Source organism: Stenotrophomonas sp. FBCC-B152, assembly GCF_059134105.1.
Genome location: NZ_CP101442.1, coordinates 2,829,005 through 2,850,777, shown reverse-complemented (window position 1 = coordinate 2,850,777; position 21,773 = coordinate 2,829,005). Strand labels below are relative to the sequence as shown.

Genomic DNA, 21,773 nt, shown 5'->3' with positions numbered 1-21,773 from the left:
ACACTACCCCCGTTTTCTGACCCCCCTGAATTTCTTCGGAGCAGTCCCATGAGCGAGATCCCCGGCGACCTCAAATTCCTCAAGTCCCACGAGTGGGCACGCGTTGAAGGCGACGGCCGCGTCACCATCGGCATTTCCGACCACGCCCAGGGCCTGCTTGGCGACCTGGTCTATGTCGAGCTGCCAGAAGTCGGCGCCGAGGCCAAGGCCGGCGCGCAGATCGCGGTGGTGGAGTCGGTGAAGGCCGCCTCGGACGTGTACAGCCCGATCTCCGGCACCGTGGTCGAGGTCAACGACGCGCTGGAAGGCAAGCCGGAAACCATCAACGAAGACGCCTACGGCGAAGGCTGGATCTGCGTGATCGAGCTGTCCAACAAGGACGAGTTGAACGAACTGCTGGACCCGGACGCCTACGCCGAAGTGCTGGAAGACGAGGATCACTGATCCTCGCCTGCCTGGAAAAGACGGCCGCCCTGTGCGGCCGTTTTTTTTTGCCTGCACGCGCCATCGTCCGGTTGCCGACGTCCCTTGCGTTATCCGTGCGTGAGGGATGGCCAGGCCGTCGACGTGTTCTAGCCGTCGCTGGTGTGCTCATGCCGGACGGTGCCGGCATGCCAACGTGCAGCTCATGAGCACGCATCGACGTCGCATCGACGCGCATCGTCCCCCGTCGAACGGGTCGTCGATGCACGTAACCGGCACGAACCCGGCGCCGACCACCGCCCAAAAGTTTGCGCAGTTCTGCAAATCCGGACGCAAAAAGCGTTCGCGGATGTGAAAAGTTTTCGACCCTGTTTTGTTCCCGTGCGGGAAGCCGTTGCGACGCCTTCAGTGCGGGAACCTGTCGTCGGCGACAACACCGGTGCAGCTGCAGTGCAATTTGCGAAAGTGCTTCTTTTAAGTGTTTTTCTTTCAACGCATCGCCGCTTGAACGGATGCGCGAACGCGGACAACGCGTGTTGAAGGGGTGCTGCCGAGCGCTTGCGGAGGGTCCGGGCGAGGTGCGCTGGAGGGCGTCCATGTGAATTTTTTTCGCGGGGGTTGTTGACAGTGAAAAAAAGCGTGATTAGGTTTCGCCCAGCAGACCTTGCCTGCCAAACGAGTGAGCCGAATCGACATCCAGTCGCGAAGCACAACCAGAACATCCGCCGCGCGTCCCAAGACGGTGGAGTCGGCTTCGCTACCTCCGGTGAAATGCAAGGGCACCCCGCATTCGATACCTGCCTGGCATCCTGTGGCAGGTATCCCCGTATCCGTCACGACGCGCTCGACGCGACGGCGGTCCCCGCACAGCAGTAACGGCGGGTTTGCTTTACCTGGGCGTTTCAACTCCATAGATCACTGACGAGGAGCCAATCCCATGGCAACCAAGAAAGCTGCGAAGAAAAAGCCGGCCGCCAAGAAGGCCGTGAAGAAGGTCGCCAAGAAGGCGGCTGCCAAGAAGGCCGTGAAGAAGGTAGCCAAGAAGGCCGCTGCCAAGAAGACGGTAAAGAAGGCAGCCAAGAAGGCGACTGCCCGCAAGGCAGTGAAGAAGACGGCAAAGAAGGCGGTCCGCAAGGTCGCCAAGAAGGCCGCCGCCAAGAAGACCGCAAAGAAGGCAGTAAAGAAGACCGCGAAGAAGGCCGTCCGCAAGGTAGCCAAGAAGGCGGCTGCCAAGAAGACTGCCAAGAAGGCCGTCCGCAAGGTAGCCAAGAAGGCGGCTGCCAAGAAGACTGCCAAGAAGACCGCCAAAAAGGCCGTCCGCAAGGTAGCCAAGAAGGCCACCGCCAAGAAGGCCACCGCGCGCAAGCCGGCCGCCAAGAAGGCGTCGGCCAAGAAGGCAGTGAAGAAGGTCGCCAAGCGCAAGCCGGCGGTCCGCAAGAAGAAGGCTGCACCGGTCGCCCTGCCGGCAACCCCGGCACCGCTGATCTGATCCATTCCCGATAGCCGTACTGAAACCCCCTTCCCGGCAGCCCAGCGGGAGGGGGTTTTTTTTGCCCAACGAAAAAGGCGGCCATCGCGGCCGCCTTTGTCTTTTCAGCTGTAGCCGCCGTTTACCTCGGCGACGCCACCGCCCGATCCGACGAAACACCCTTGCGCTTGCCCGGCGCCGGCGTGCTGTCCTCGGTCATCAGGTTGTCGCTGCCGAAGTCGGTGTCCACGTCCAGCCAGCGCTGGGTGGGCAGGCCCATGGCCGCGTCGAGCACGGTCGGCAGCAGGCCGCTGGGCAGGCTGCTTTCGCCATTCCACATGATGGCGATGCCCAGGTCGCGTTCGGGCACCAGCGCCACCAGGCCGCGATAGCCCTGCACGGCACCGGCATGGAAGATCACCTCATGCCCGGCGTAATCGAAGTTGCGCCAGCCCAGTGCGTAGCCGGCCGAGTGCAGGCGCTCGCGACGCCAGCCCGAGCGCATCTCGCCGGGGGTGTTGATCAGGGTCGAGTGCAGCGTGGCCAGCAGCGGCGCCGGCAGCACGTCGGGGCGGTGCCCGGTGTGGGCCAGCAGCCACTGCGCCATGTCGCTGGCACTGGCGTTGACACCTGCTGCGGGGGCCAGGCGGTAGTAGGTGGGCTTCGGGCTCAGCGACACCCAGCCATTGCGGCTGCGCACGTGCGGGCGCGCCCAGCGCGAGCTGGCCTGGATGCCGGCCAGGCCCAGGCTGGCATCGTCCATGCCCAGCGGCTTGAACAGGCGGCGTTCCACCGACTGCTCGTAGAAGCTGCCGGACGCGGCGTAGACCACGTCGCCGATCAGGCTGAAGGCCACGTTCTGGTAAGCGTAGCAGTCGCCGGGCTGGCACTTGAGCGAGGTCGAGGCCAGCTTGTGGGTGAGCGTGTAGTACTCGGCGTTGGCTTCCACGTCGCGGTCATAGGCGTTGTACGGCAGGCCGACGCGGTGGCTGAGCAGATCGGCCACGGTCAACCGGTCGGTCGCTTCGGGGCTGCTGAGCTGGAAACCGGGCACGTAGTCGGTGACCTTGCTGTCCCAGCGCAGCGTGCCATCGTTGACCAGCAGGCCGGCCATGGTGCCGGCGAAGGCCTTGGACAGCGATGCCAGGCGGAACACGGTGTGCGCGTCGACCATCTGCGGGTTGTTGACGTCGGTGACGCCGTAGCCGCGCGCGCTGAGCACGCGGCCGCCCTGCACGATGGCCACCGCCATGCCCGGTACGCGCTCGCCATAGGTGAGCTGCTGGGCCATGGATTCGATGTTGGCCACGTTGAACCCGGCGGCCGGCGGCAGCACCTTCGGGTTGGTCGTGGTGGCCCGGTACGCCGCAGGCTGGGTGTGCGGAATGGCGGACGCGGCGCTGTTCTCGATGTTCACGGGGAACGCGGCCGGTGTCGCACTGGGGGTCTGTGCGGTGGACGACATCGCGATGGGCATGAGCATGCCCAGCAACCCGGTTGCCGCCGAACGGATCGGTCGGCGCCTGCTGTTCTCTTTCATCGTTTGGGGCCCGTGCGCAACTGCTGGGACCGATTCTAGCGCTGCTTTTCCTGATTGCACAAACGAAGCGAAGATGAATGCGTATCGCATTGAAAAGGCCCGGTTTTTGCATCGAATGGGAGGGGTGTCGTCGACGCCCTGTTCAGGTGGCAGGCACGCGCGCCCCCAGCCAGCGCGCGGCGCGTTCGGCAATCATCATGGTGGGGGCATTGGTATTGCCGCTGACCAGGCGGGGCATCACCGAGGCGTCCACCACGCGCAGGCCCTGTACGCCGCGCACGCGCAGCTGTGGGTCGACCACGGCGTCGGCATGCTGGCCCATCGCACAGGTACCCACCGGGTGGTAGATGGTCTCGGCCTTGGCGCGGATGAAGGCGTCCAGGGCGGCATCGTCCAGGTCGTTGCTGGCCGGGAAGATCGGCGCACCGCGCCAGCGGTCGAACGCCGGCTGGGCCAGGATCTGCTGCGACATGCGCACGCAGGCCTTCATCATGGCCAGGTCGTGCCCCTCCGGATCGCCCAGGTAGTTGGCCTCGATCCGCGGCGCGGAGGCGGGGTCGGCATCGCGCAGCAGGATCCGCCCGCGGCTGCGTGGGTGCAGCGCGCAGGCATGCAGGGTGTAACCGTCGCCGGGCAGGCGGTGGCGGCCATGGTCGTCCAGCATCGCCGGCACGAAGTGGAACTGCACGTCGGCGCCGTCGCCCTGCGCCAGCGGCGAGCGGGCGAAGCCGCCTGCCTCGGCGATGTTGCTGGTGCCGGCGCCACGGCGCCCGCGCAGGAAGTAGTCGAAGGCGATGCGCGCCTGGTTGCTGCGGTCGTAGCTGACACCCGGCTGGGTGTGCACCAGCGTGCAGATGTCCAGGTGGTCCTGCAGGTTGCCGCCCACCCCGGGCAGGTCGACCCGGGTACTGATGCCGTGCGCGCGCAGCTGCCGGTGCGGGCCGATGCCCGAGAGCATCAGCAGGTGCGGGGAGTGGATCGCGCCGGCGCTCAGGATCACCTCGGCAGCCGCATGCGCATGCCGGTGCGCACCACGGTGGCGGAAGTACACGCCGGTGGCGGTGTCGCCCTGGAAACTCAGGGCGCGTGCACGGGCCCCGGTGAGCACGGTGAGGTTGCGCCGGCCGCGCGCGGGGCGCAGGTAGGCGGTGGCGCTGGAGCAGCGCACGCCGTCGCGCTGGGTGACCTGGTACAGGCCCACGCCGAGCTGGTGCGCGCCGTTGAAGTCGTCGTTGCGCGCGTGCCCGGCCTGCACGGCGGCATCCAGGAAGGCATCGGAGAGCGGGTTGTGGTGGCGCAGGTCGGACACCGACAGCGGCCCGCCACCGCCGTGCCAGGGGCCGGCGCCGCGGCTGTTGGCTTCGCTGTGCAGGAACCAGGGCAGCACGTGCGACCAGTCCCAGCCGGTGGCGCCGGCGGCAGCCCAGCCGTCGTAGTCGGCCGCTACGCCGCGCACGTAGCACATGGCATTGATGGCGCTGGAGCCCCCGAGCACCTTGCCGCGCGGCCACCACAGCCGCCGGCCATCGAGCGCCGGCTCGGGTTCGGTGTACAGGTTCCAGTTGATGCGGCGGTTGTTGACCAGCCGCGCCAAGCCGGCCGGCATGTGGATGAAGGGATTGCGGTCGCGCGGGCCGGCTTCGAGCAGCAGCACGCGGCAGTGCGGGTCGGCGCTGAGCCGGTTGGCCAGCACGCAGCCGGCCGAGCCGGCGCCGACGATGATGTAGTCGTACATGTCCGTTCCCCAACGGTGATGGCACGAGCATAAGGCAGTCCACCCCTAGCGATGTTGCGGTGCATCGTTTACCGTGCGCGCTTTGCTGCCCGGAATCGCCACGATGCTGCCGCTGCCACGCCGCCTGTGCGGGACCTGCGCGCCATGAATGCCCCGGACCCGAGCGCGCCCGCGCAGCCGGGCCTGCGCGCGGCGCTGCGGCAGTCGCCGCCGCTGTTCTGGGCCTGCGTGTATTTCTTCTGCCTGCTCAGCGGCTATTACGTGCTGCGCCCGGTGCGCGAGGCGATGGCGGCGTCGGCCGACCTGCAGACGGTGTTCCCGCCGGCGTTGATCGCGTGGTTCGACGGCCATGGCATCGCGCTGCAGGACTTCGTGCTGCAGGTGCTGTTCACCTGCGTGTTCGTGATCATGGTGGTGCTGCAGCCGCTGTACGGGGCGCTGGTGAGCCGCTACCCGCGGCGGGTGTTCCTGCCGGCGGTGTACGGGTTCTTCATCGTGACGCTGCTGGGCTTCTACGTGCTGTTCGACAGCGGGGTGCCGGGGCGGGGCATGCTGTTCTTCTTCTGGACCACGGTGTTCAACCTGTTCGCGGTGGCGGTGTTCTGGAGCTTCATGGCCGACGTGTTCTCCAACGTGCAGGCGCGTGCGTTCTACGGCTACATCGGGGCGGCCGGCACGATCGGCGCGTTCCTGGGCCCGACGTTGACCTCGACGCTGGTGCAGCGGGTGGGCATTGCCAACCTGATGCTGGTCTCGGCCGGCTTCCTCAGCGTGTGCCTGTTCTGCATCTGGCGGCTGCGCCTCTGGGCGGTGGCGCGCGAGCAGGAGCTGCAGCTGGCCTCGGGCGAGGCACCGATGGGCGGCGGCGTGCTGGACGGGCTGAAGCTGATCGCGCGCGAGCCGCTGCTGCGCTGGCTGGCGGTGATGGTGGTGTTCGGGGTGGGCATCGGCACGCTGCTGTACAACGAGCAGGCCTCGATCGTGCGCCGGTTGTACACGGACCCGGCGGCCAGCACGGCGTTCTATTCGCGGGTGGACCTGGCGATCAACGCGCTGACGCTGATCCTGCAGCTGGGCGTGACGCGCTGGCTGCTGTCGCGCTTCGGCATCGCGCCGGCGCTGCTGATCCCGGGCTTTGCGATCATCGTTGGCTTCTCGGTGCTGGCCGCCTCGCCGCTGCCGATGCTGGTGGCGGTGGTGCAGGTGATGACGCGTGCCAGCGAGTTCTCGCTGGCCAAGCCGGCCCGCGAGACGATCTTCACCCGGGTGGACCGGCAGTGGCGCTACAAGGCGGGCGCGGCGATCGACACGGTGGTGTACCGCGGCGGCGACCTGACCTTCGCGTGGGTGCACAAGGGGCTGTCGCTGTTCGGCTCGCACGCGGTGTTCGCGGGCGGGCTGGTGGTGGCGGGCATCATGACGGCGGCGGCGTTCGGGCTGCTGCGCGAAGAAAAGAAGCTGCCGGCCGAGCGGCCGGAGTAAGCTTCCTCCATCTTGTTCGAGGGTTGCCCATGTACTGGACCGCACTGATCCTGACCCTGGTGGTCGCGCTGCTGCACGTGTACTTCCTGGTGCTGGAAATGTTCCTGTGGACGCGCCCGCTGGGCCTGAAGACATTCCGCAACACGCCGGAGAAGGCGCAGGCCACGCGCGTGCTGGCGGCCAACCAGGGCCTCTACAACGGCTTCCTGGCAGCAGGCCTGCTGTGGGGGCTGTTCGACCACCTGCCGATGCTGGTGAACTTCATGCTGGGCTGCGTGATCGTGGCCGGCTGCTATGGCGCCTACAGTGTCAACAAGCGGATCTTCTTCATCCAGGCCGTGCCTGCGATCCTGGCGGTCATCGCCTGGCAGTTCGTGCCGGCCTGAGGTTTCAAATCAAAATCAACGGCGCACAGCCGGGGTCTGCGAACGTGCTCGCGCTGGGCCGGCGGGTGTGGGTTTGCGGGACACGCCGTAAACCCATCCATGGGGGCTCGTTCGCGCCATCCATGGCGCTCTACGGTCCCGCAAACCCACCCCCGCCGACCCTCGACAGTGGGTTGGTGGCCAAGGGAGATCAAGGGCGGCTCCGATCTTCTTTCATGCGTTACCGGGTGTTGGTGCGTTCCGTGCGTTCGTTCGGGAACCGAACCTACCAGCGGCAAGCCATGCGTGTCTGCTTTTACCCACCGCACGCGACCATCTGTCGGGGGCGGCCGGCGGGTAGCCCCCGGAGGGACTGTCAAAAACATGGATGTTTTTGACAAGCCTACATGGACGTATTCACGGCGTGTCCCGGAGCGGGGCTACCCGACGGCCGCCCCAGCTCGTGTGAATTGAAACGCTGCCGTTGGCGCAGAAACTCAACCGCGCTTGACCGGCGACACCCACATATCAATCCGCGCTTCGAACACCGCAGTGCCCGAAGCGTCGCAGACCTGCACATTCACCGGCAACGCATAGCCTGCTTCGGCAGCAACGATCGCCTGCGCAGGCGTGGCCACCGCATGCTGGGTGCCGGTCGCCTTGGCCAGGTACTTCACATCCATGCCCTTGGGAATCCAGCGCATGCCCTTGGGCAGCGAGGCGTCGACCATCAGGCCGGCGGTGAGCTCGGCCAGGTTGCACAGCGCGATCGCGTGCACGGTGCCGATGTGGTTGGTGACCTTGCGCCGGTGCGCGATGCGGCCTTCGCAGCGGCCCGGTTCGAGCAGGGTGATGCGCGGGGCGATGCTGGCGAAGTAGGGCGCCTTGAAGCACACCGCGCGCGAGAACAGCCATTGGCCGGCCGGCCAGCGCTGCATGCGGTGGTACAGGTTCAACAGGGGAGCTGCCATGGTGTGTCTCCTCAAAAAAAACGGCGGACCGAAGTCCGCCGTTGTCGTTCATGCATGCGCAGCCGTTACGCTGCCTGCGACTGGGCGTCCTTGCGTTCGCGGTCGTAGTAGCTGGCCGAACGCAGTTCGTGCGGCTCGAAGTCGTCCACCGTGATGGTGTCCATCGTCAGCGTGCGCAGCTCTTCCAGCAGCGTGCGCTCGTCCTGGGTGATCACGCCTTCGGCCACCGCTTCGTCCAGCTGCGCGGTGAAGTCCAGCGCCTCGATGCCCTTGGTCTTGAGCGCCTTGATGAACTTGCGCTCCACCGGCTCGGCCATGATCGCCTTGGACAGGTAGCTGTTGATGCGGCCACCCGGGTTGTTTTCGCACGGGGTCAGGAACACGCCACTGGCCAGGCGGTCACGAGCTTCGTTGGGCGCCATCAGCAGTGCGGCCACGCGGTGGCCCAGGCGGTCGCCCGGCGCTTCGGCACGGCGGCCGAACGGGAAGATCAGCAGCCACATCAGCCAGCCGATCGGACGGATCGGGAAGTTGCGCAGCGCCGCCGAGAGCGACTCTTCGATCTTGTGCACGCTGTCATGGAACGCCCAGGCCAGCAGCGGCTGGTCAGCCACCGGCGCGCCTTCGTCGTGGTAACGCTTGAGCATCGCACTGGTCATGTACACGTGGCTCAGCACGTCGCCCAGGCGGCCCGACAGCGATTCCTTGAACTTCAGCTTGCCGCCGAGGGTCATCATCGAGATGTCGGCCATCAGCGCCAGGTTGGCCGAGTAACGGTCCAGCTTGCGGAAGTAGCGGCGGGTATAGGCGTCGCCCGGGGCGGCGCCGAAGCGTGCGCCGGTCAGGCCCAGCCAGAACGAACGCACCGCGTTGGAAATGCCGAAGCGGATGTGCCCGAACAGGCTGCGGTCGAACGCCTGCAGGCCGGCCTTGGTATCTGGATCCTGCGCCGCCTTCATTTCCTGCAGCACCCACGGGTGGCAGAGGATCGCACCCTGGCCGAAGATCAGCAGGCTGCGGGTCATGATGTTGGCGCCTTCCACCGTGATCGCGATCGGCGCGGCCTGCCAGCTGCGGCCGGCGAAGTTGCGCGGCCCCAGGATGATGCCCTTGCCGCCGATCACGTCCATGACATCCGAGATCACCTCACGGCTCATGGTGGTGCAGTGGTACTTGGCGATCGCCGACGGCACCGACGGTACGTCGCCACGGTCCACCGCCGCGGCGGTGGCCTGGCACAGCGCGCTGATCGCGTAGGCCTTGCCGCCGATGCGGGCCAGCGCTTCTTCCACGCCTTCGAAGCGGCCGACCGACAGGCCGAACTGCTTGCGGATGCGCGCATAGGCACCGGTGACCACCGCGCCGGCCTTGGCACCGCCACTGGCGGTGGAGGGCAGGGTGATCGAGCGGCCCACGGCCAGGCACTCGTTGAGCATGTTCCAGCCCTTGCCGGCCTTCTCGGCACCGCCGATCAGCTGGGTGAGCGGAATGAACACTTCCTTGCCGCGGATCGGACCGTTCTGGAAGGTCGAGTTGAGCGGGAAGTGGCGGCGGCCGATTTCAACGCCGGCGGTGTCGCGCGGCAGCAGGCCCAGGGTGATGCCGATGTCCCGGGTCGGGCCGATCAGGCCGTCCGGGTCGTACATGCGGAAGGCCATGCCGATCAGCGTCGCGACCGGGGCCAGGGTGATGTAGCGCTTGTCGAAGGTGAGCTTGACGCCGAGCACCTGCTCGCCGTTCCACTCGCCCTTGCAGACAATGCCGTAATCGGGAATCGAGGTCGCATCCGAACCGGCGAACGGACCGGTCAGGCCGAAGCACGGCACTTCGCGGCCATCGGCCAGGCGCGGCAGGTACTGGTCCTTCTGTTCCTGGGTGCCGTAATGCACCAGCAGTTCGCCCGGGCCCAGCGAGTTGGGCACGCCGACGGTGGAGCTGACCACGCTCGACACCGATGCCAGCTTCTGGATGACCTTGTGGTGGGCCAGCGCGCTGAAGCCCAGGCCACCGTATTCCTTCGGAATGATCATGCCGAAGAATTTGTTCTTCTTGATGAAGGCCCACATGTCCGGCGGCAGGTCGGCGTAGACGTGGGTGATTTCCCAGTCATTGACCATCGCGCACAGTTCTTCCACCGGGCCATCCAGGAAGGCCTGTTCTTCGGCGGTGAGCTGCGGCTTGGGGTAGTTCAGCAGCTTGTTCCAGTCCGGGTCGCCGGTGAACAGCTCGCCTTCGAAGCCTACCGAGCCGGTTTCCAGCGCGATGCGTTCGGTCTGCGACAGCGGCGGCAGCACCTTGCGGAACACCTTCATCATCGGCGCGGTCAGCAGCGGCTTGCGGATGAACGGCAGCAGCAGCGGCACGGCGATGACGGCAACAATGGCCGCAGCCACGATCGTGGCGGTCTGGTTGATGTAGGGAACGAACCAGCAGGCAGCCAGCAGCACCAGGCTGACGAGCGTCCAGGTGATCAGCCGCATCCGATGGTAGGCGACGATGGCGCCTGCCAGCAGGATGGCGAGGAAGGGAACGACAATGCTCATGAGCGTGCTCCGGTGACGTGCTCGGTTGTGGCGGACTGTGCCACGGCGGAGGCCGAGGGCAACACGTCCAGATAGTCCAACACAGTAGCGGTAAAGGCGTTGTTGTCGTCGCCGGCGACCATATGCGTGGCCTCCGGCAACTGCACGTGGCGTGCGTGCGGCACCAACGCCAGGAATTCGGCCACCGTTTGCGGGGTGACCAGGGTGCTGCGCCCGCCGCTGACCAGCAGCACCGGGCATTTCACCTGGCGCGCTGCTTCTGCAAGCGCATCCTGGTGCTGTTCGCTGTCGCGCGCCAGTTCGGCAACCAGGCGCGGGTCCCAATGCCAGCGCCAACGGCCATGGCCATCTTCGCGCAGCAACGCGCGCAGTGAATCTTCCGACTTGCGCGGGCGGTGCGGCAGGTAGGCCGAGATCACGTCGGCCGCCTGTTCCAACGAGGCGAATCCTTCCGGATGCGCGGTCATGAACATCAGGATCTTCTCGACCCCGGCGGTGTCCCAGCGCGGGGTGATGTCCACCAGCACCATCGCCGAGAACAGGCCGGGCCAGCGGGCTTCGGCAAGCAGGCCGAACAGCCCGCCCATCGACGCGGCCACCAGGATCGGCGGCTGCGGTTGTTCGCCGGCCAGCACGATCAGGTCATCGGCAAACTGCTCGCCGTGGTACGCCAGCGTCGCCGGGTTCCAATCCGAATCGCCGTGGCCGCGCGCGTCGTAGGCCAGCGTCTGGTAGCCGGCCGCGGCCAGCGACTGCGCGGAGGCGGTCCAGGCGTGCCGGGTCTGGCCGAAACCGTGGGCGAACAGCACGGTGCCGCGGCGGCCGGGGGCCGAGCGGGTTGCCGCCAGCACGGCGTCGTGCGCTGCGGTGAGGCGCTCGTCAGTGGTGGCGGGCGGGAGAGGGGTCGGGGTTACCATACTTGTTAGTATGGACCTGGCTTTGGGCATGTCAATACTCTCTAGTATGGTTGGCACGCCCAGGCAGCCACGCAGGGCGTGGCTCTACCGGGGGCGGGCCCTACAGCACAGGGTTTTACAGCCGCGGTTTCGGGCAATTCCACACAAACCGACCCCGGCGTATGGTTAAATCAGCGCATGAATGAACCTGAAGCTTCCGCCGGCGAGCCCCGTGCCGGCCGCAACAGCCGCCTGAGCGCGGAAGACTGGGCGCAGGCCGCCTTGGATCTCATCGCTGAACAGGGTGTGGGCGCGGTGGCGGTGGAGCCGCTGGCGCGGCGCCTGGGCGTGACCAAGGGCAGTTTCTACTGGCATTTCCCCTCGCGCGATGCGCTGCTGCAGGCGGCGCTGGAGCGTTGGGAGCTGTTCGAACAGGAACAGGTGTTCGGCAGCCTGGAAGACGTGCCGGATCCGCGCGCACGCCTGCGCCAGCTGTTCCAGGTGGTGGCGCACGAAGTGCAGCCGCACATCATCTACAGCGAACTGCTCAAGGCGCTGGACCATCCGATGGTACGCCCGGTGATCGACCGCGTGTCGCATCGTCGCCTGGAGTACCTGGTGGCCTCGTTCCGCCAGGCCGGGTTGAGCCGTACCGATGCGCAGCATCGTGCGCGGCTGGCCTACGCGGCTTACGTGGGCTTCCTGCAGCTGTCGCTGCAGCTGCAGCAGCCCAAGCCGGCGCGCGAGGATTTCGAAGCGTATGTTGAGCATGTGATCGAGACGCTGATCCCGATCGGTTGAGCGCAGTGCACAGGTAGCGAAAAGGCCGCGGAATGCGGCCTTTTTCATGCGTGGAAGATGGTGCCGAACGCAGCGCCGGCACAAAAAACAACGGCCCCTTTCGGGGCCGTTGCTGCATCAGGTACCGATCAGTGGATCGATCAGAACTTCTGCTTGTACTGCACGTAGTAGTAGCGGCCCGGCAGGTCGTACTGCGGGTCGAACATGTTGTACGACACCGAGTAGGAGACCGGCGGCTGCTTGTCCCACACGTTGTTCAGACCCAGCATGACGGTGCCGTTCCACGGGGTGTTGTAGCGGAACTGGACGTCGTGGTAGGTGGTCGCACCGATGTGGTTCTTCTGGTTGTCCGGATCCGAGCAGTAACCGCGGGTCGCCGGGCCCAGCAGGCACGATTCGGTCAGGCCGGACTTGTAGCGCAGGCCGTAGTTGATGCCGAAATCGCCCAGGGTCCAGTCCACGTACAGGTTGGAACGGATGCGCCAGTACGGATCCTGGTTCAGGTAGTCACCCTGGCGGCCGTCGACTGCGGAGTCTTCGGTGGCCTTGGTTTCCCACTTGCTCAGGTAGGTGCTGTCCCAGGTAACGGTGAACTGGCCGAACGAGGTTTCCGGCAGACGGTACGCAACGCCCAGGTCCCAGCCTTCCACGTTGTACGAGGACAGGTTGAGCAGCGGCATGTTGACGTTGACGATCGCGTAGTGCTCGTTGGTCGCGCCGTAGTTCGGGTCACGAATGATCAGCGGGCAGTACTGGGCCTGTTCCTGCGGCGTACCGCCGTAGCAACGGCTCATGATGTCGTCGATCGACGGACGGGTGATCGAGTCTTCGATTTCGATCTGCCACCAGTCCAGCGTGACGTTCAGGCCGGTCACGAAGCTCGGGCTCCACACCAGGCCCAGCGTCTTGCTGGTCGAGGTTTCCGGCTTCAGGTTCGGGTTGGACTGCCAGGTGAACGGCTCGGCAGTCTGCAGCGGACCCGGCTCGCCATCGGTGTTCGGCTGGACCAGGCCAGCCGGCACGCCCTGGGCCTGGCACTGGGCCAGCACGCCACCGGTCGGGTTGTTGGCCGCGGCGCAGGGATCGGCGTAGGTTTCGAACGAATCGGTGTCGCCACGGAACAGGTCGTTGATGCTCGGCGCGCGGAAGCCTTCCGAGTAGTTACCGCGGATCATCAGGTCGTCGATCGGCTTCCAGCGGAACCCGAACTTGTTGTTGGTGGTGTTACCGAAGTTGCTGTACTTCGAGTAGCGCGTGGCCACGCTGAAGTCCAGCAGCTTGGCGCCCGGCAGGTCAGCCAGCACCGGGATCGACAGTTCGAGGTAGACCTCGTCCAGGTCGTAACCACCCTTGGTCGGGCTGGCGCCGTTGCCGGTGCTCAGGCCAGCGGCGATGAAGGCATCCGGATCGAACTGACCGGTTTCCTTGCGGTACTCGTAACCGGCTGCGAAGGCCAGGTCACCGGCCGGCAGCGGAACGATCGTGCCGGAGATGTTGGCGTAGTAGCCCTTGGAGACCTGCGAGGCCGAGTCATGCGCGGTGAACGAGGTGTAGTCCAGCGCAGCCTGCGAGATCGAGCCTTCCGGACCCAGCGGGTTGATCGGGGAGCAGCCCGGGATGATCGCACCACCGGCGCCGAAGCAGACGGCCTGGCCGGTCACCGGGTCGATACCCGACGGGCCGTAGGCCGCGTCCAGGTTCTGCACGTTGAACAGGCCGTAGGTCAGGTCGTTCTGGTCGGTCTTGTCGTAACGGTAGCCGACGTCCCAGTCGAAGGTACGGTCAGCGAACTCGAAGAAGCCTTCGAAGCCACCGTAGAAGTGCCAGTTCTTGACGTTCTGGTTGAACGAACGGCCGCCGGTTTCATTGAAACGACGGTTCACGCCGGTCAGGTCGACGCCGTACGGGTTGTACATGCTGTCGGCGCTGAGGGTCATGCCGGTCACCGGCATGGCGGCCAGCAGCTGCTCGGACTTACGCTCGTTGTACATCGCTTCCGTACGGAAGGTGATGTTGTCGGTGACGTTGTACGAACCCGAGGCGAACAGCGAGGTGCGCTCGTTCGGGGTCAGCAGGTAGTTGTCCGGGGCGGTGTTGTAGCCGTGCACGTTGGACACGAACGGGGTCTGCACGCCGTTGATGTCGACGTAACGACGGCCATTGAACAGGTACGAACCCGGGATGCCGGTGCCGCTCTGGCCGCTGAAGAACGGCGGGCCGCCGGCGGAGATCTTGCGATCACCGGCCATGACTTCGCGTTCGTTGACGTAGGAGGCGCCGATCATCACCGACGCGCGGTCGGTGGTGGTGCCCAGCACGAAGTCGGCGGCTTCACGCTCGCCGTCGCCCGCGCTGTACTGGCCCTTGTAGAAGTTGGCTTCCGCGCCGTCGAAGTCCTTCTTGGTGATGATGTTCACCACGCCGGCGATGGCGTCGGAACCGTAGATCGTCGAAGCGCCGTCCTTCAGCACGTCGATGCGCTCGACCATGGCCACCGGAATGGTGTTCAGGTCGACGCTGCCGTCCAGGCCGGTGGTCCAGCGGCGGCCGTTGACCAGCACCAGGGTACGCTGGGTGCCCAGGTTACGCAGGCTGATGCCGGCGGAACCGTCACCACCGTTGTTGAAGGTACGGTTCAGCGCAGCGCCGTTGGCGGAGATGCGCTGCAGGACGTCGGCGATCGAGGTGACGCCCTGCTTGTCGATGTCCGCGCGGCTCAGGCTCAGCACCGGCTGCGAGGTCTCGATGTCGGTGCTCTTGATGCGCGAACCGGTGACCGAGATGCGGTCCAGGTTGGTCGTATTGGCGGCTTCCTGCGCCTGCGCGGTGGCGGTGCCGGCCGCGACGACCAGTGCAACGACCACTGCATCACGCAGCTTGTTGGACTTAAAGTTCATTGCTCTCTCTCTCCAAGGGAATCTTGGGTATTCACTGGGGTGTTTGCCTCAGGCGGTGCCAATAGAGAGCACCAAAGACCACAAGGCTGACTCGATAGTAACTGCCACTTCAAAAGAATTAAAGTAGCGTTAATGAAGTCTGTGATCTGTGTGAAATTCGGCAAAGTCCTTGTGGATCAAGGCCCTTGAGAGGGTTATAAGCGTCAGATGGCTCATTTGTTAACAAATTGTTAGCAAAATAGTTGCAGTTGTTTTGTCACGCTCTGTATCAGGTTGGCGTGTTCAGCGATCTCAACGGGGGCGCTGGAACGACAAAGGCGCGCCATTGGCGCGCCTTTTCTGGTCTTTCCGGGTCATCGGAAGGTGGACTCAGAGGTCCTGTTCGTACCGCACGTAGGGCACGGTGCCCTCATCGGTGCTTTCGTTGCGGGGGGCGAAGGGGTTCTTGCCGCGGGTGACCACGTTTTCCGCACCGACGGTGAGCTGGCCGCTCCAGGGGGTACGCCAGGTCAGGCCCACGCCCAGGCCCTCCCACTTGCCGGGCTGGCCCGGCACGTCGACCACGCGGCCGATGATGTTGCCGCTGAAGTTGCCGTAGCCGGCACCCAGGGTGAGGCTCTTGCTGTCCCAGCGGTCCACCAGGGCCGGGGACATGTCGGACAACGGCACCAGGCGCGCCTTGGCATAGGTCCCGCCAATGGAGACGAAGCCCTCGCGGCCGATGTTCTTCTGGCCGAACACGGTCAGGTCGTTCTGCTCGGCGCGCAGCGCCGGCGACTTGTTCGGGCCGGCCAGCCAGGCGGGCAGGGTGTCCTTGCCGGTGCCGGCAGTGATGCCGACGCGGCCGCCGGGGCGGTTGAACGCCGCCGTCCCGGTGACCCGGCGACTCAATGCGTTGTCGTCCTCGTCACCCAGGCTGGCCAGCATGCAATGGCTGGCGAGCCCGCTGATGCTGGTGCCGCGGCTGCTGTTGCAGAGCAGGCCAAGCGAATCGCCCGAGGACAGCCCGAAGGCGGCGTCCAGCGAACTGCGCCCGAAGTGCCAGCGGGCGCCGGCAGCCTGTTCCCCGGTGGGTTCCAGGTAGAGCAGGGCTTCGACCTTGCCGCTGCCCTTGTTCCAGACCGGAATCACCGTGCTGTCCTGGCGGGCCTTGGATTGCGCATAGGCGCCCGGGATCGCGGCGAAGGCAATCATCAGGGCCAGTGGTAGACGCAAAAGGGCGCGCATGGGAATTCTCAGACAGCGGTGATGAGCACAAGTTCCCGCCGAAGCGGGACACTGATCCTAGGGCGTTTATGAATTCTTAACAAGTCTTGGTTCTCCCCAGAACAAAACTCGCGCGGCGATTACTGAAGCCGTTCAGGTGCCGGTGAGGAAACAGCGGCATCGCGGAACAGTATGTCGAATTCCGTCAAGGGAAAGTGATACTCCCGTCCGCAAAATTCGCAACGGATGTCCACCGCCCCGGTCGGCTCGGCGGCGGCCCGGGCCTCGGCTTCGCCCAGCGACTGCAGCATGCTCTCCACCCGCTCGCGCGAGCAGGAGCAGGCAAAGCGGAGCGGGCGCTCGCCCAGCAGCTCGGGGGCCTCTTCATGGAACAACCGGTGCAGGAGGTCGGTGCCGTCCACGTCCAGCAGTTCCTGTTTGCCCAGGGTCTCGAACAGCGCACTGGCCCGGGACCAGCCGTCGGTATCGCCCTCGTCGCCGGGCAGCTTCTGCAGCAGCAGGCCGGCCGCGCGCTCGCCATCGGCCGCCAGCAGCAGGCGGGTGGGAAGCTGTTCGGACTGGCGGAAATAGTCTTCGAAGGCCTCGTCCATTCCGGACGCGCCCAGCCCGACCAGGCTCTGGTAGCGCTGCGGTTCGCGCGGGTCCAGCCCGGGATTTTCGATGGTGATGGCCAGCAGGGCGTCCTCGCCCAGTGCGGTCAGGTCACGCGGGGCATCGCCTTCGCCGGACAGCTGGACGATGCCGCGCAGGGTGCCGGCGGCGGTGCACTCGGCAAACAGCGTGCGCATGGCGGTGTTGCTGCGCAGCTGGATCGACAGCCGGCCGTCGACCTTGGTGTGGCCGGTGAACAGGGCCGAGGCGACAGTGGCTTCGCCCAGCAGCTCGGCCGCGGCCGGCGGGTAGGTGCCATGGGAGAGGATCTGCTGCCAGCTGGCGTCGAGGTGCACGTGCACGCCGCGGACGCCGGCATCGGGAAGCAGGAAACGGACAAGGGAATCGGTCTGGGCGGTCATCGGGTCGGTGGCTGCGCTTAAGTAATGAGGGCGTGTTGCCGGATAATGCGCCGACAACCGTGCAAGCAGAGGATGCACCACTAATGGGGGCAGAGCGCAGCAACCACAAGGCCGAACCGGGCCTGGAACCGTCCCGCCGGCGCCGCTGGCGCTGGAAGCATCTGCTATGGCTGCCGGTGCTGTTCGTGGCCGGCAGCGTGCTGCAGGTAGCCGTCCTGCGCTTCATCGACCCGCCGCTGTCGACGGTGATGCTGTGGCGCTATGGCGAGGCGCTGGGCCAGGGCGACTGGAGCTACCGGCTGCACTACCAGTGGCGCGACCTCGACCAGATGGCGCCGAGCCTGCCCATTTCGCTGGTGGCGGCCGAAGACCAGCGCTTTCCCGAACACAACGGCTTCGACCTGCAGGCCATCGAAAAGGCGCGCGACCACAATGCGCGCGGCGGGCGCCTGCGCGGCGCCAGCACGATCAGCCAGCAGGTCGCCAAGAACCTGTTCCTGTGGCAGGGCCGCAGCTGGGTCCGCAAGGGGCTGGAGGTCTGGTACACGCTGCTGATCGAAACGCTGTGGCCGAAGTCGCGCATCCTGGAGATGTACGCCAACATCGCCGAGTTCGGTGACGGCATCTACGGGGCGCAGGCGGCATCAAAGCAGTTCTGGAACAAGGATGCCGCGCGGCTGTCGCCGGCTGAGAGCGCCAGGCTGGCGGCTGTGCTGCCGGCCCCGCGCCGGTACGATGCCGCACGCCCCGGCCCGTACGTGCAGCGCCGCGCCGCCTGGATCCAGCGCCAGGCGCGGCAGCTCGGCGGCGGCGCCTATCTGAAGGATGAGTGAGCCATGACAATCGAACGCCTTACCCTGGTCATCGCGGCCCACAACGAAGCGCTGGCACTGCCGCTGCTGCAGCCGCGCCTGCGCGCGGTACTGGATGGCCTGGAGGGCATCGAGGGCCGCATCGTGTACGTCGACGACGGCAGCACCGATGCCACCTGGCAGGTGATGCAGGCGCTGGCGGCGGCCGACGACTGCGTCGGCGTGCTGCGCCTGTCGCGCAACTTCGGCAAGGAGGCGGCGCTGACCGCCGGTCTGGATTTCGTGGACGGCGGCGCGGTGATGATCCTCGATGCCGACGGCCAGGATCCGCCGGAGTTGATTCCGGAGTTCGTGGCGCTGTGGCGGCAGGGCTATGACAACGTTTACGGCACCCGCCAGGTGCGCGATGGCGAGAGCTGGCTCAAGCGCAGTACGGCGGCGGCGTTCTACCGGGTGATCGGCCGGATGTCGCGGATTCCGATTCCGGCCGATACCGGGGACTTCCGCCTGCTGTCGCCGCGCGCGCTGCAGGCGCTGGGTCAGCTGCGTGAACGCCACCGGTTCATGAAAGGACTGTTCGGCTGGGTCGGCTTCCGTCGCATCGCGTTGCCGTATCACCGGCATGCGCGGATGGTGGGCGACAGCAAGTTCGGCTTGTGGAAACTGTGGAACTTCGCGCTGGAAGGCATCACCAGTTTCTCCACGGTACCGCTGCGTGCGGCGACCTACCTGGGGATGGCCACGGCCAGCGTGGCTTTCCTGTTTGGCCTGTGGGTGGTGCTGAAGGCGGCGCTGTACGGTGACCGGGTGGCCGGCTACCCCACGATGATGGCGGTGATCCTGTTCCTGGGCGGGGTGCAGCTGATCGCGCTGGGCCTGATCGGGGAGTACCTGGGCCGGCTGTACGAGGAATCCAAGCAGCGGCCGTTGTACCTGGTTGACACCTGGCATGCACCGTTCGTGGCAGACTCGGCCGTGCATCCCATCGGTGGAGAGCAGCGAGATGACCACGGTACGACAGCTGTTGGAAGGCAAGTCCCCTGAGGTTTTCGCGGTAGGCCCGGAATCGGCGGTGATCGACGCGATCCGGTTGATGGCCGACAAAGGCATCGGCGCGGTCCTGGTGATGGACGGCCGCAGCCTGGTCGGCATCCTGTCCGAGCGCGATTACGCGCGCAAGGTCGTGCTGCACGAGCGTTCGTCGCGGACGACGAAGGTCAGCGACATCATGACCGCCAAGGTGGTGACGGTGGCGCCCTCGGAGCAGGTGGAACACTGCCTGCAACTGGTCACCGACTACCGCATCCGCCACCTGCCGGTGGTGGACAGCGGCGGCGTGATCGGCGTGATCTCCATCGGCGACCTGGTGAAATCGGTGATCGACGAACAGGCCCAGAAGCTGGACCAGCTGCAGCAGTACATCGTCGCCGGCTGAGCTGCCGGTGGCGTGGGTGTCGCCGGTAGGCATCGACCGTTGGTTGATGCAGGTTCAAGCGAAGAGCAGCGTTTCCATCTCTGCGAGTGGGGCGGCCGCCCCGATGGTTGGTCGTGCGCGGAAACGAACAGCAGCCACGCAGGGCGTGGCTCTACGTGGACTTTACTTCGCGTAACGACCGCCACAATTCGAATCCTCACCCGGCCCGGTTTCAATGGTGGCCAGCAGTGCCGCCGGCGGGGCAATGCTGCCCAGCGTGAGCGCGATTGCGCCGCGCACGCCCAGCGCCTTGAAGTCCGGCCGGAACGACGGATCCTTGAACGTACCGCCGATGCGCAGTGGCGAGCGCAGCGCCAGGATGCTGATGTCCTTGGGACGTGGACGCAGCAGCAGGTCAAGCTTTTCCTGCTTCAGGTCCACCGTGCCTTCGCCGAGGATCAAGGTGTCGGTGGTATCGAACGCCAGCTGCTGCGACGTCATCAGGCCACGCTTCACGCCGAAGTCGCCCCACGCGCAGCGCAGCGGAATCTGCTTGTCGCCGGTGAACAGGAACTTCAGCGACTCGGCCACGTCCAGGCCGGCCAGTTCCATGATCAGGTTGCCGACATGGCCGCGGCCGATGCCCACCGCCACGGCGCCATCAGAACTGCCCAGCATGGTCGCGATCGAGTTGCCGCTGCCACTGAGGTTCACCTCACCGCTGATTCCGCCGGAGGCCTGCTCGGCCAGCTTCGCGTCGGGGAACAGCCCACCCAGCTGCACCTTGCGGATGCTGGCCTTGAGCTGGGTCGCGATGGTGGGGGTGCGGGCGTCCATGCGGATGGTGCTGCGGATGTCGCCGCCGGCCACGCCGAAGTTGAGCGGCTCCAGGCGCAGCAGGCCATCATCCAGTTTCAGGTGCGCATCCATGTCGTCCAGCGGCAGCGCGGGCGAGTTGATGCGCTGCGCCTTCCAGTGCACATCGGCGTCCATCGCGCGCAGCTTGCTCAGGTCATAAGGGGTATCCGGAAGCACGCGTGCCTTCACCGCGAGTGCGGCGGCCTTGGCCTTCTGTTCGGCATTGGCCGATTCGCCGGCACCGGTCTTGGGCGGCGCGCCGACAAAACCGGCGAGGTCATCGAAGTCCAGCCGCTTGGACACCAGCTCGGCCTTGAGGAACGGCCGCTCGCCACTGACGTCGATCTGTGCGGTGCCGCCCAGGTCGCTGTCACCGGCGACACCGGTGAAGTTCTCGTACCGCCAGACATCGTTGTTGCGCTTGAGTCGACCTTTCAGGCGATAGGGCGGGGTCGAGGGAATGGCCAGCCCGACCAGTGGATACAGGTCTTCCATGTCCTGGCCGCTCAACGCGAAATCCAGATCGAAGGTGCGCAGCGCAAAGGGGTTGGTCAGGGTGCCGCTGGCGATGGCACGGGTATTGCCGGCGCGGCCATCGAGATGGATGCGGAACGGATGGTCGCTGTTGGTCAGTTCCAGCGGAGATTCGGTATTGCCAGCAAGCGTGAACGGATTGCCCTGCCAGCGGCCCTTGCCGCTGACCATCAGCGGCGGTGCGCTGTCGGCATTGCGGGGTTTGCCGCTGGTGATGGCGACCAGGATGTCCGTTTTCCCGGCGGCGTCGAGGAATTTCAGGCGGCCATCGTCAACCAGCAGTCGCTGCAGCACGGGCGGTTCGCCATCGCTGGGGCCAAGAAAATCCCAGTTGCCGGGCTGGTCCTTGCCGGGCGCGGTTTCAAGCAGCAGGTCGGGTCGGGTAAGCCGGATTTCGGGAATGCGGATCTGCCCGCGCAGCAGGGGCCAGGCGCGCAGATCGATTTCAGCGCGGTCGGCGCTCGCCATGCGCGGGGTCTTGGACCATTCGGCATTGGCGAAGGTCAGGCCATCGGCACGCACGGTAAGGGTGCGCCCGAGATCGACATCCAGATTGCCGCCGATGTGGAATTCGCGCCCGGTCTTGGCCTGCACGGCGCGTTCGACGGGGCCTTTGAACCAGTTCCAGTCCCACAGCGCGATCACCAGCAGGATCAGCGCAAACAGGAACACCAGCACGGCCAGCCAGCGTTGCCCGCGCTTGCCGGGGCGGCGCAGACGCCAGCGTGAGCGGGAGGAAGGCGTATCAGGCGTAGGCGCGGTGACGGTATTCACCCGCCCATCCTTGCCCGTTC

17 protein-coding genes are annotated in these 21,773 nt (G+C 66.0%); 8 read left to right on the top strand and 9 right to left on the bottom strand.

Annotated features, from left to right (window positions below):
• Positions 1-48: 48 nt before the first annotated feature.
• The gene (gene gcvH / locus NMB40_RS13210) at positions 49-444 is read left to right on the top strand and encodes a glycine cleavage system protein GcvH (protein ID WP_282247586.1); all 396 of its coding nucleotides are present in this window, start codon (positions 49-51) and stop codon (positions 442-444) included.
• A gap of 916 nt (positions 445-1,360) precedes the next feature.
• Positions 1,361-1,912 (top strand): histone, encoded by a 552-nt coding sequence (locus tag NMB40_RS13205; protein WP_171966760.1) that lies wholly within the window; start codon positions 1,361-1,363, stop codon positions 1,910-1,912.
• A 121-nt stretch (positions 1,913-2,033) separates the two neighbouring features.
• On the opposite strand, the gene NMB40_RS13200 is transcribed toward NMB40_RS13205, so the two are convergent.
• On the bottom strand, positions 2,034-3,431 hold the full coding sequence (locus NMB40_RS13200; RefSeq protein ID WP_494358692.1) for a serine hydrolase domain-containing protein: 1,398 nt from the start codon (positions 3,429-3,431) through the stop codon (positions 2,034-2,036).
• 142 nt (positions 3,432-3,573) lie between these two features.
• Positions 3,574-5,166, bottom strand: a complete 1,593-nt coding sequence (locus NMB40_RS13195; protein ID WP_494358691.1) for a GMC family oxidoreductase — start codon at positions 5,164-5,166, stop codon at positions 3,574-3,576.
• Between the two features lie 144 nt (positions 5,167-5,310).
• Here NMB40_RS13195 and NMB40_RS13190 point away from each other — a divergent pair, with 144 nt between their 5' ends.
• The gene (locus tag NMB40_RS13190; RefSeq protein WP_282247581.1) at positions 5,311-6,648 is read left to right on the top strand and encodes an NTP/NDP exchange transporter; all 1,338 of its coding nucleotides are present in this window, start codon (positions 5,311-5,313) and stop codon (positions 6,646-6,648) included.
• Positions 6,649-6,677: 29 nt separating this feature from the next.
• Positions 6,678-7,034, top strand: a complete 357-nt coding sequence (locus NMB40_RS13185) for a DUF1304 domain-containing protein (RefSeq protein ID WP_494358690.1) — start codon at positions 6,678-6,680, stop codon at positions 7,032-7,034.
• 476 nt (positions 7,035-7,510) lie between these two features.
• On the opposite strand, the gene NMB40_RS13180 is transcribed toward NMB40_RS13185, so the two are convergent.
• From NMB40_RS13180 to NMB40_RS13170, 3 genes are all read right to left on the bottom strand, one after another.
• Positions 7,511-7,984, bottom strand: coding sequence for a hotdog fold domain-containing protein (locus tag NMB40_RS13180; protein WP_494358689.1), 474 nt, complete (start codon positions 7,982-7,984; stop codon positions 7,511-7,513).
• 65 nt (positions 7,985-8,049) lie between these two features.
• Entirely contained in the window at positions 8,050-10,527 is a 2,478-nt protein-coding gene (locus NMB40_RS13175) for an acyl-CoA dehydrogenase (protein ID WP_282247602.1), read from the bottom strand.
• Positions 10,524-11,444: an alpha/beta fold hydrolase gene (locus tag NMB40_RS13170; protein ID WP_494358688.1), complete on the bottom strand. Its 921-nt coding sequence runs from the start codon at positions 11,442-11,444 to the stop codon at positions 10,524-10,526. The genes NMB40_RS13175 and NMB40_RS13170 overlap by 4 nt, the downstream gene beginning before the upstream one ends.
• A 177-nt stretch (positions 11,445-11,621) precedes the next feature.
• On the opposite strand from NMB40_RS13170, the gene NMB40_RS13165 reads away from it, so the two are divergent.
• Positions 11,622-12,224, top strand: a complete 603-nt coding sequence (locus NMB40_RS13165; RefSeq protein WP_068853700.1) for a TetR/AcrR family transcriptional regulator — start codon at positions 11,622-11,624, stop codon at positions 12,222-12,224.
• 140 nt (positions 12,225-12,364) lie between these two features.
• On the opposite strand, the gene NMB40_RS13160 is transcribed toward NMB40_RS13165, so the two are convergent.
• From NMB40_RS13160 to hslO, 3 genes are all read right to left on the bottom strand, one after another.
• Positions 12,365-15,121 carry a TonB-dependent receptor gene (locus NMB40_RS13160; protein ID WP_494358687.1) on the bottom strand — a complete coding sequence of 919 codons (2,757 nt, stop codon included), beginning with the start codon at positions 15,119-15,121 and terminating at the stop codon, positions 12,365-12,367.
• A gap of 369 nt (positions 15,122-15,490) precedes the next feature.
• A complete protein-coding gene (locus tag NMB40_RS13155; RefSeq protein ID WP_282247605.1) occupies positions 15,491-16,315 on the bottom strand; it encodes an XOO1806 family protein in 825 nt (274 codons plus the stop codon).
• 152 nt (positions 16,316-16,467) lie between these two features.
• Complete coding sequence (hslO, locus tag NMB40_RS13150; RefSeq protein ID WP_282247599.1) at positions 16,468-17,361, bottom strand: Hsp33 family molecular chaperone HslO; 894 nt, start codon at positions 17,359-17,361, stop codon at positions 16,468-16,470.
• 83 nt (positions 17,362-17,444) lie between these two features.
• On the opposite strand from hslO, the gene mtgA reads away from it, so the two are divergent.
• From mtgA to NMB40_RS13135, 3 genes are read left to right on the top strand one after another with little or no spacing between them, the layout of a single operon-like run.
• Positions 17,445-18,194 carry a monofunctional biosynthetic peptidoglycan transglycosylase gene (mtgA, locus tag NMB40_RS13145; protein WP_448143345.1) on the top strand — a complete coding sequence of 250 codons (750 nt, stop codon included), beginning with the start codon at positions 17,445-17,447 and terminating at the stop codon, positions 18,192-18,194.
• A 3-nt stretch (positions 18,195-18,197) separates the two neighbouring features.
• Positions 18,198-19,217: a glycosyltransferase family 2 protein gene (locus NMB40_RS13140; RefSeq protein ID WP_282247597.1), complete on the top strand. Its 1,020-nt coding sequence runs from the start codon at positions 18,198-18,200 to the stop codon at positions 19,215-19,217.
• Positions 19,177-19,608: a CBS domain-containing protein gene (locus NMB40_RS13135; protein ID WP_282247596.1), complete on the top strand. Its 432-nt coding sequence runs from the start codon at positions 19,177-19,179 to the stop codon at positions 19,606-19,608. The genes NMB40_RS13140 and NMB40_RS13135 overlap by 41 nt, the downstream gene beginning before the upstream one ends.
• Positions 19,609-19,770: 162 nt before the next feature.
• Here NMB40_RS13135 and NMB40_RS13130 read toward each other — a convergent pair whose 3' ends face one another.
• Positions 19,771-21,753: an AsmA family protein gene (locus tag NMB40_RS13130; protein ID WP_494358686.1), complete on the bottom strand. Its 1,983-nt coding sequence runs from the start codon at positions 21,751-21,753 to the stop codon at positions 19,771-19,773.
• Positions 21,754-21,773: the final 20 nt, after the last annotated feature.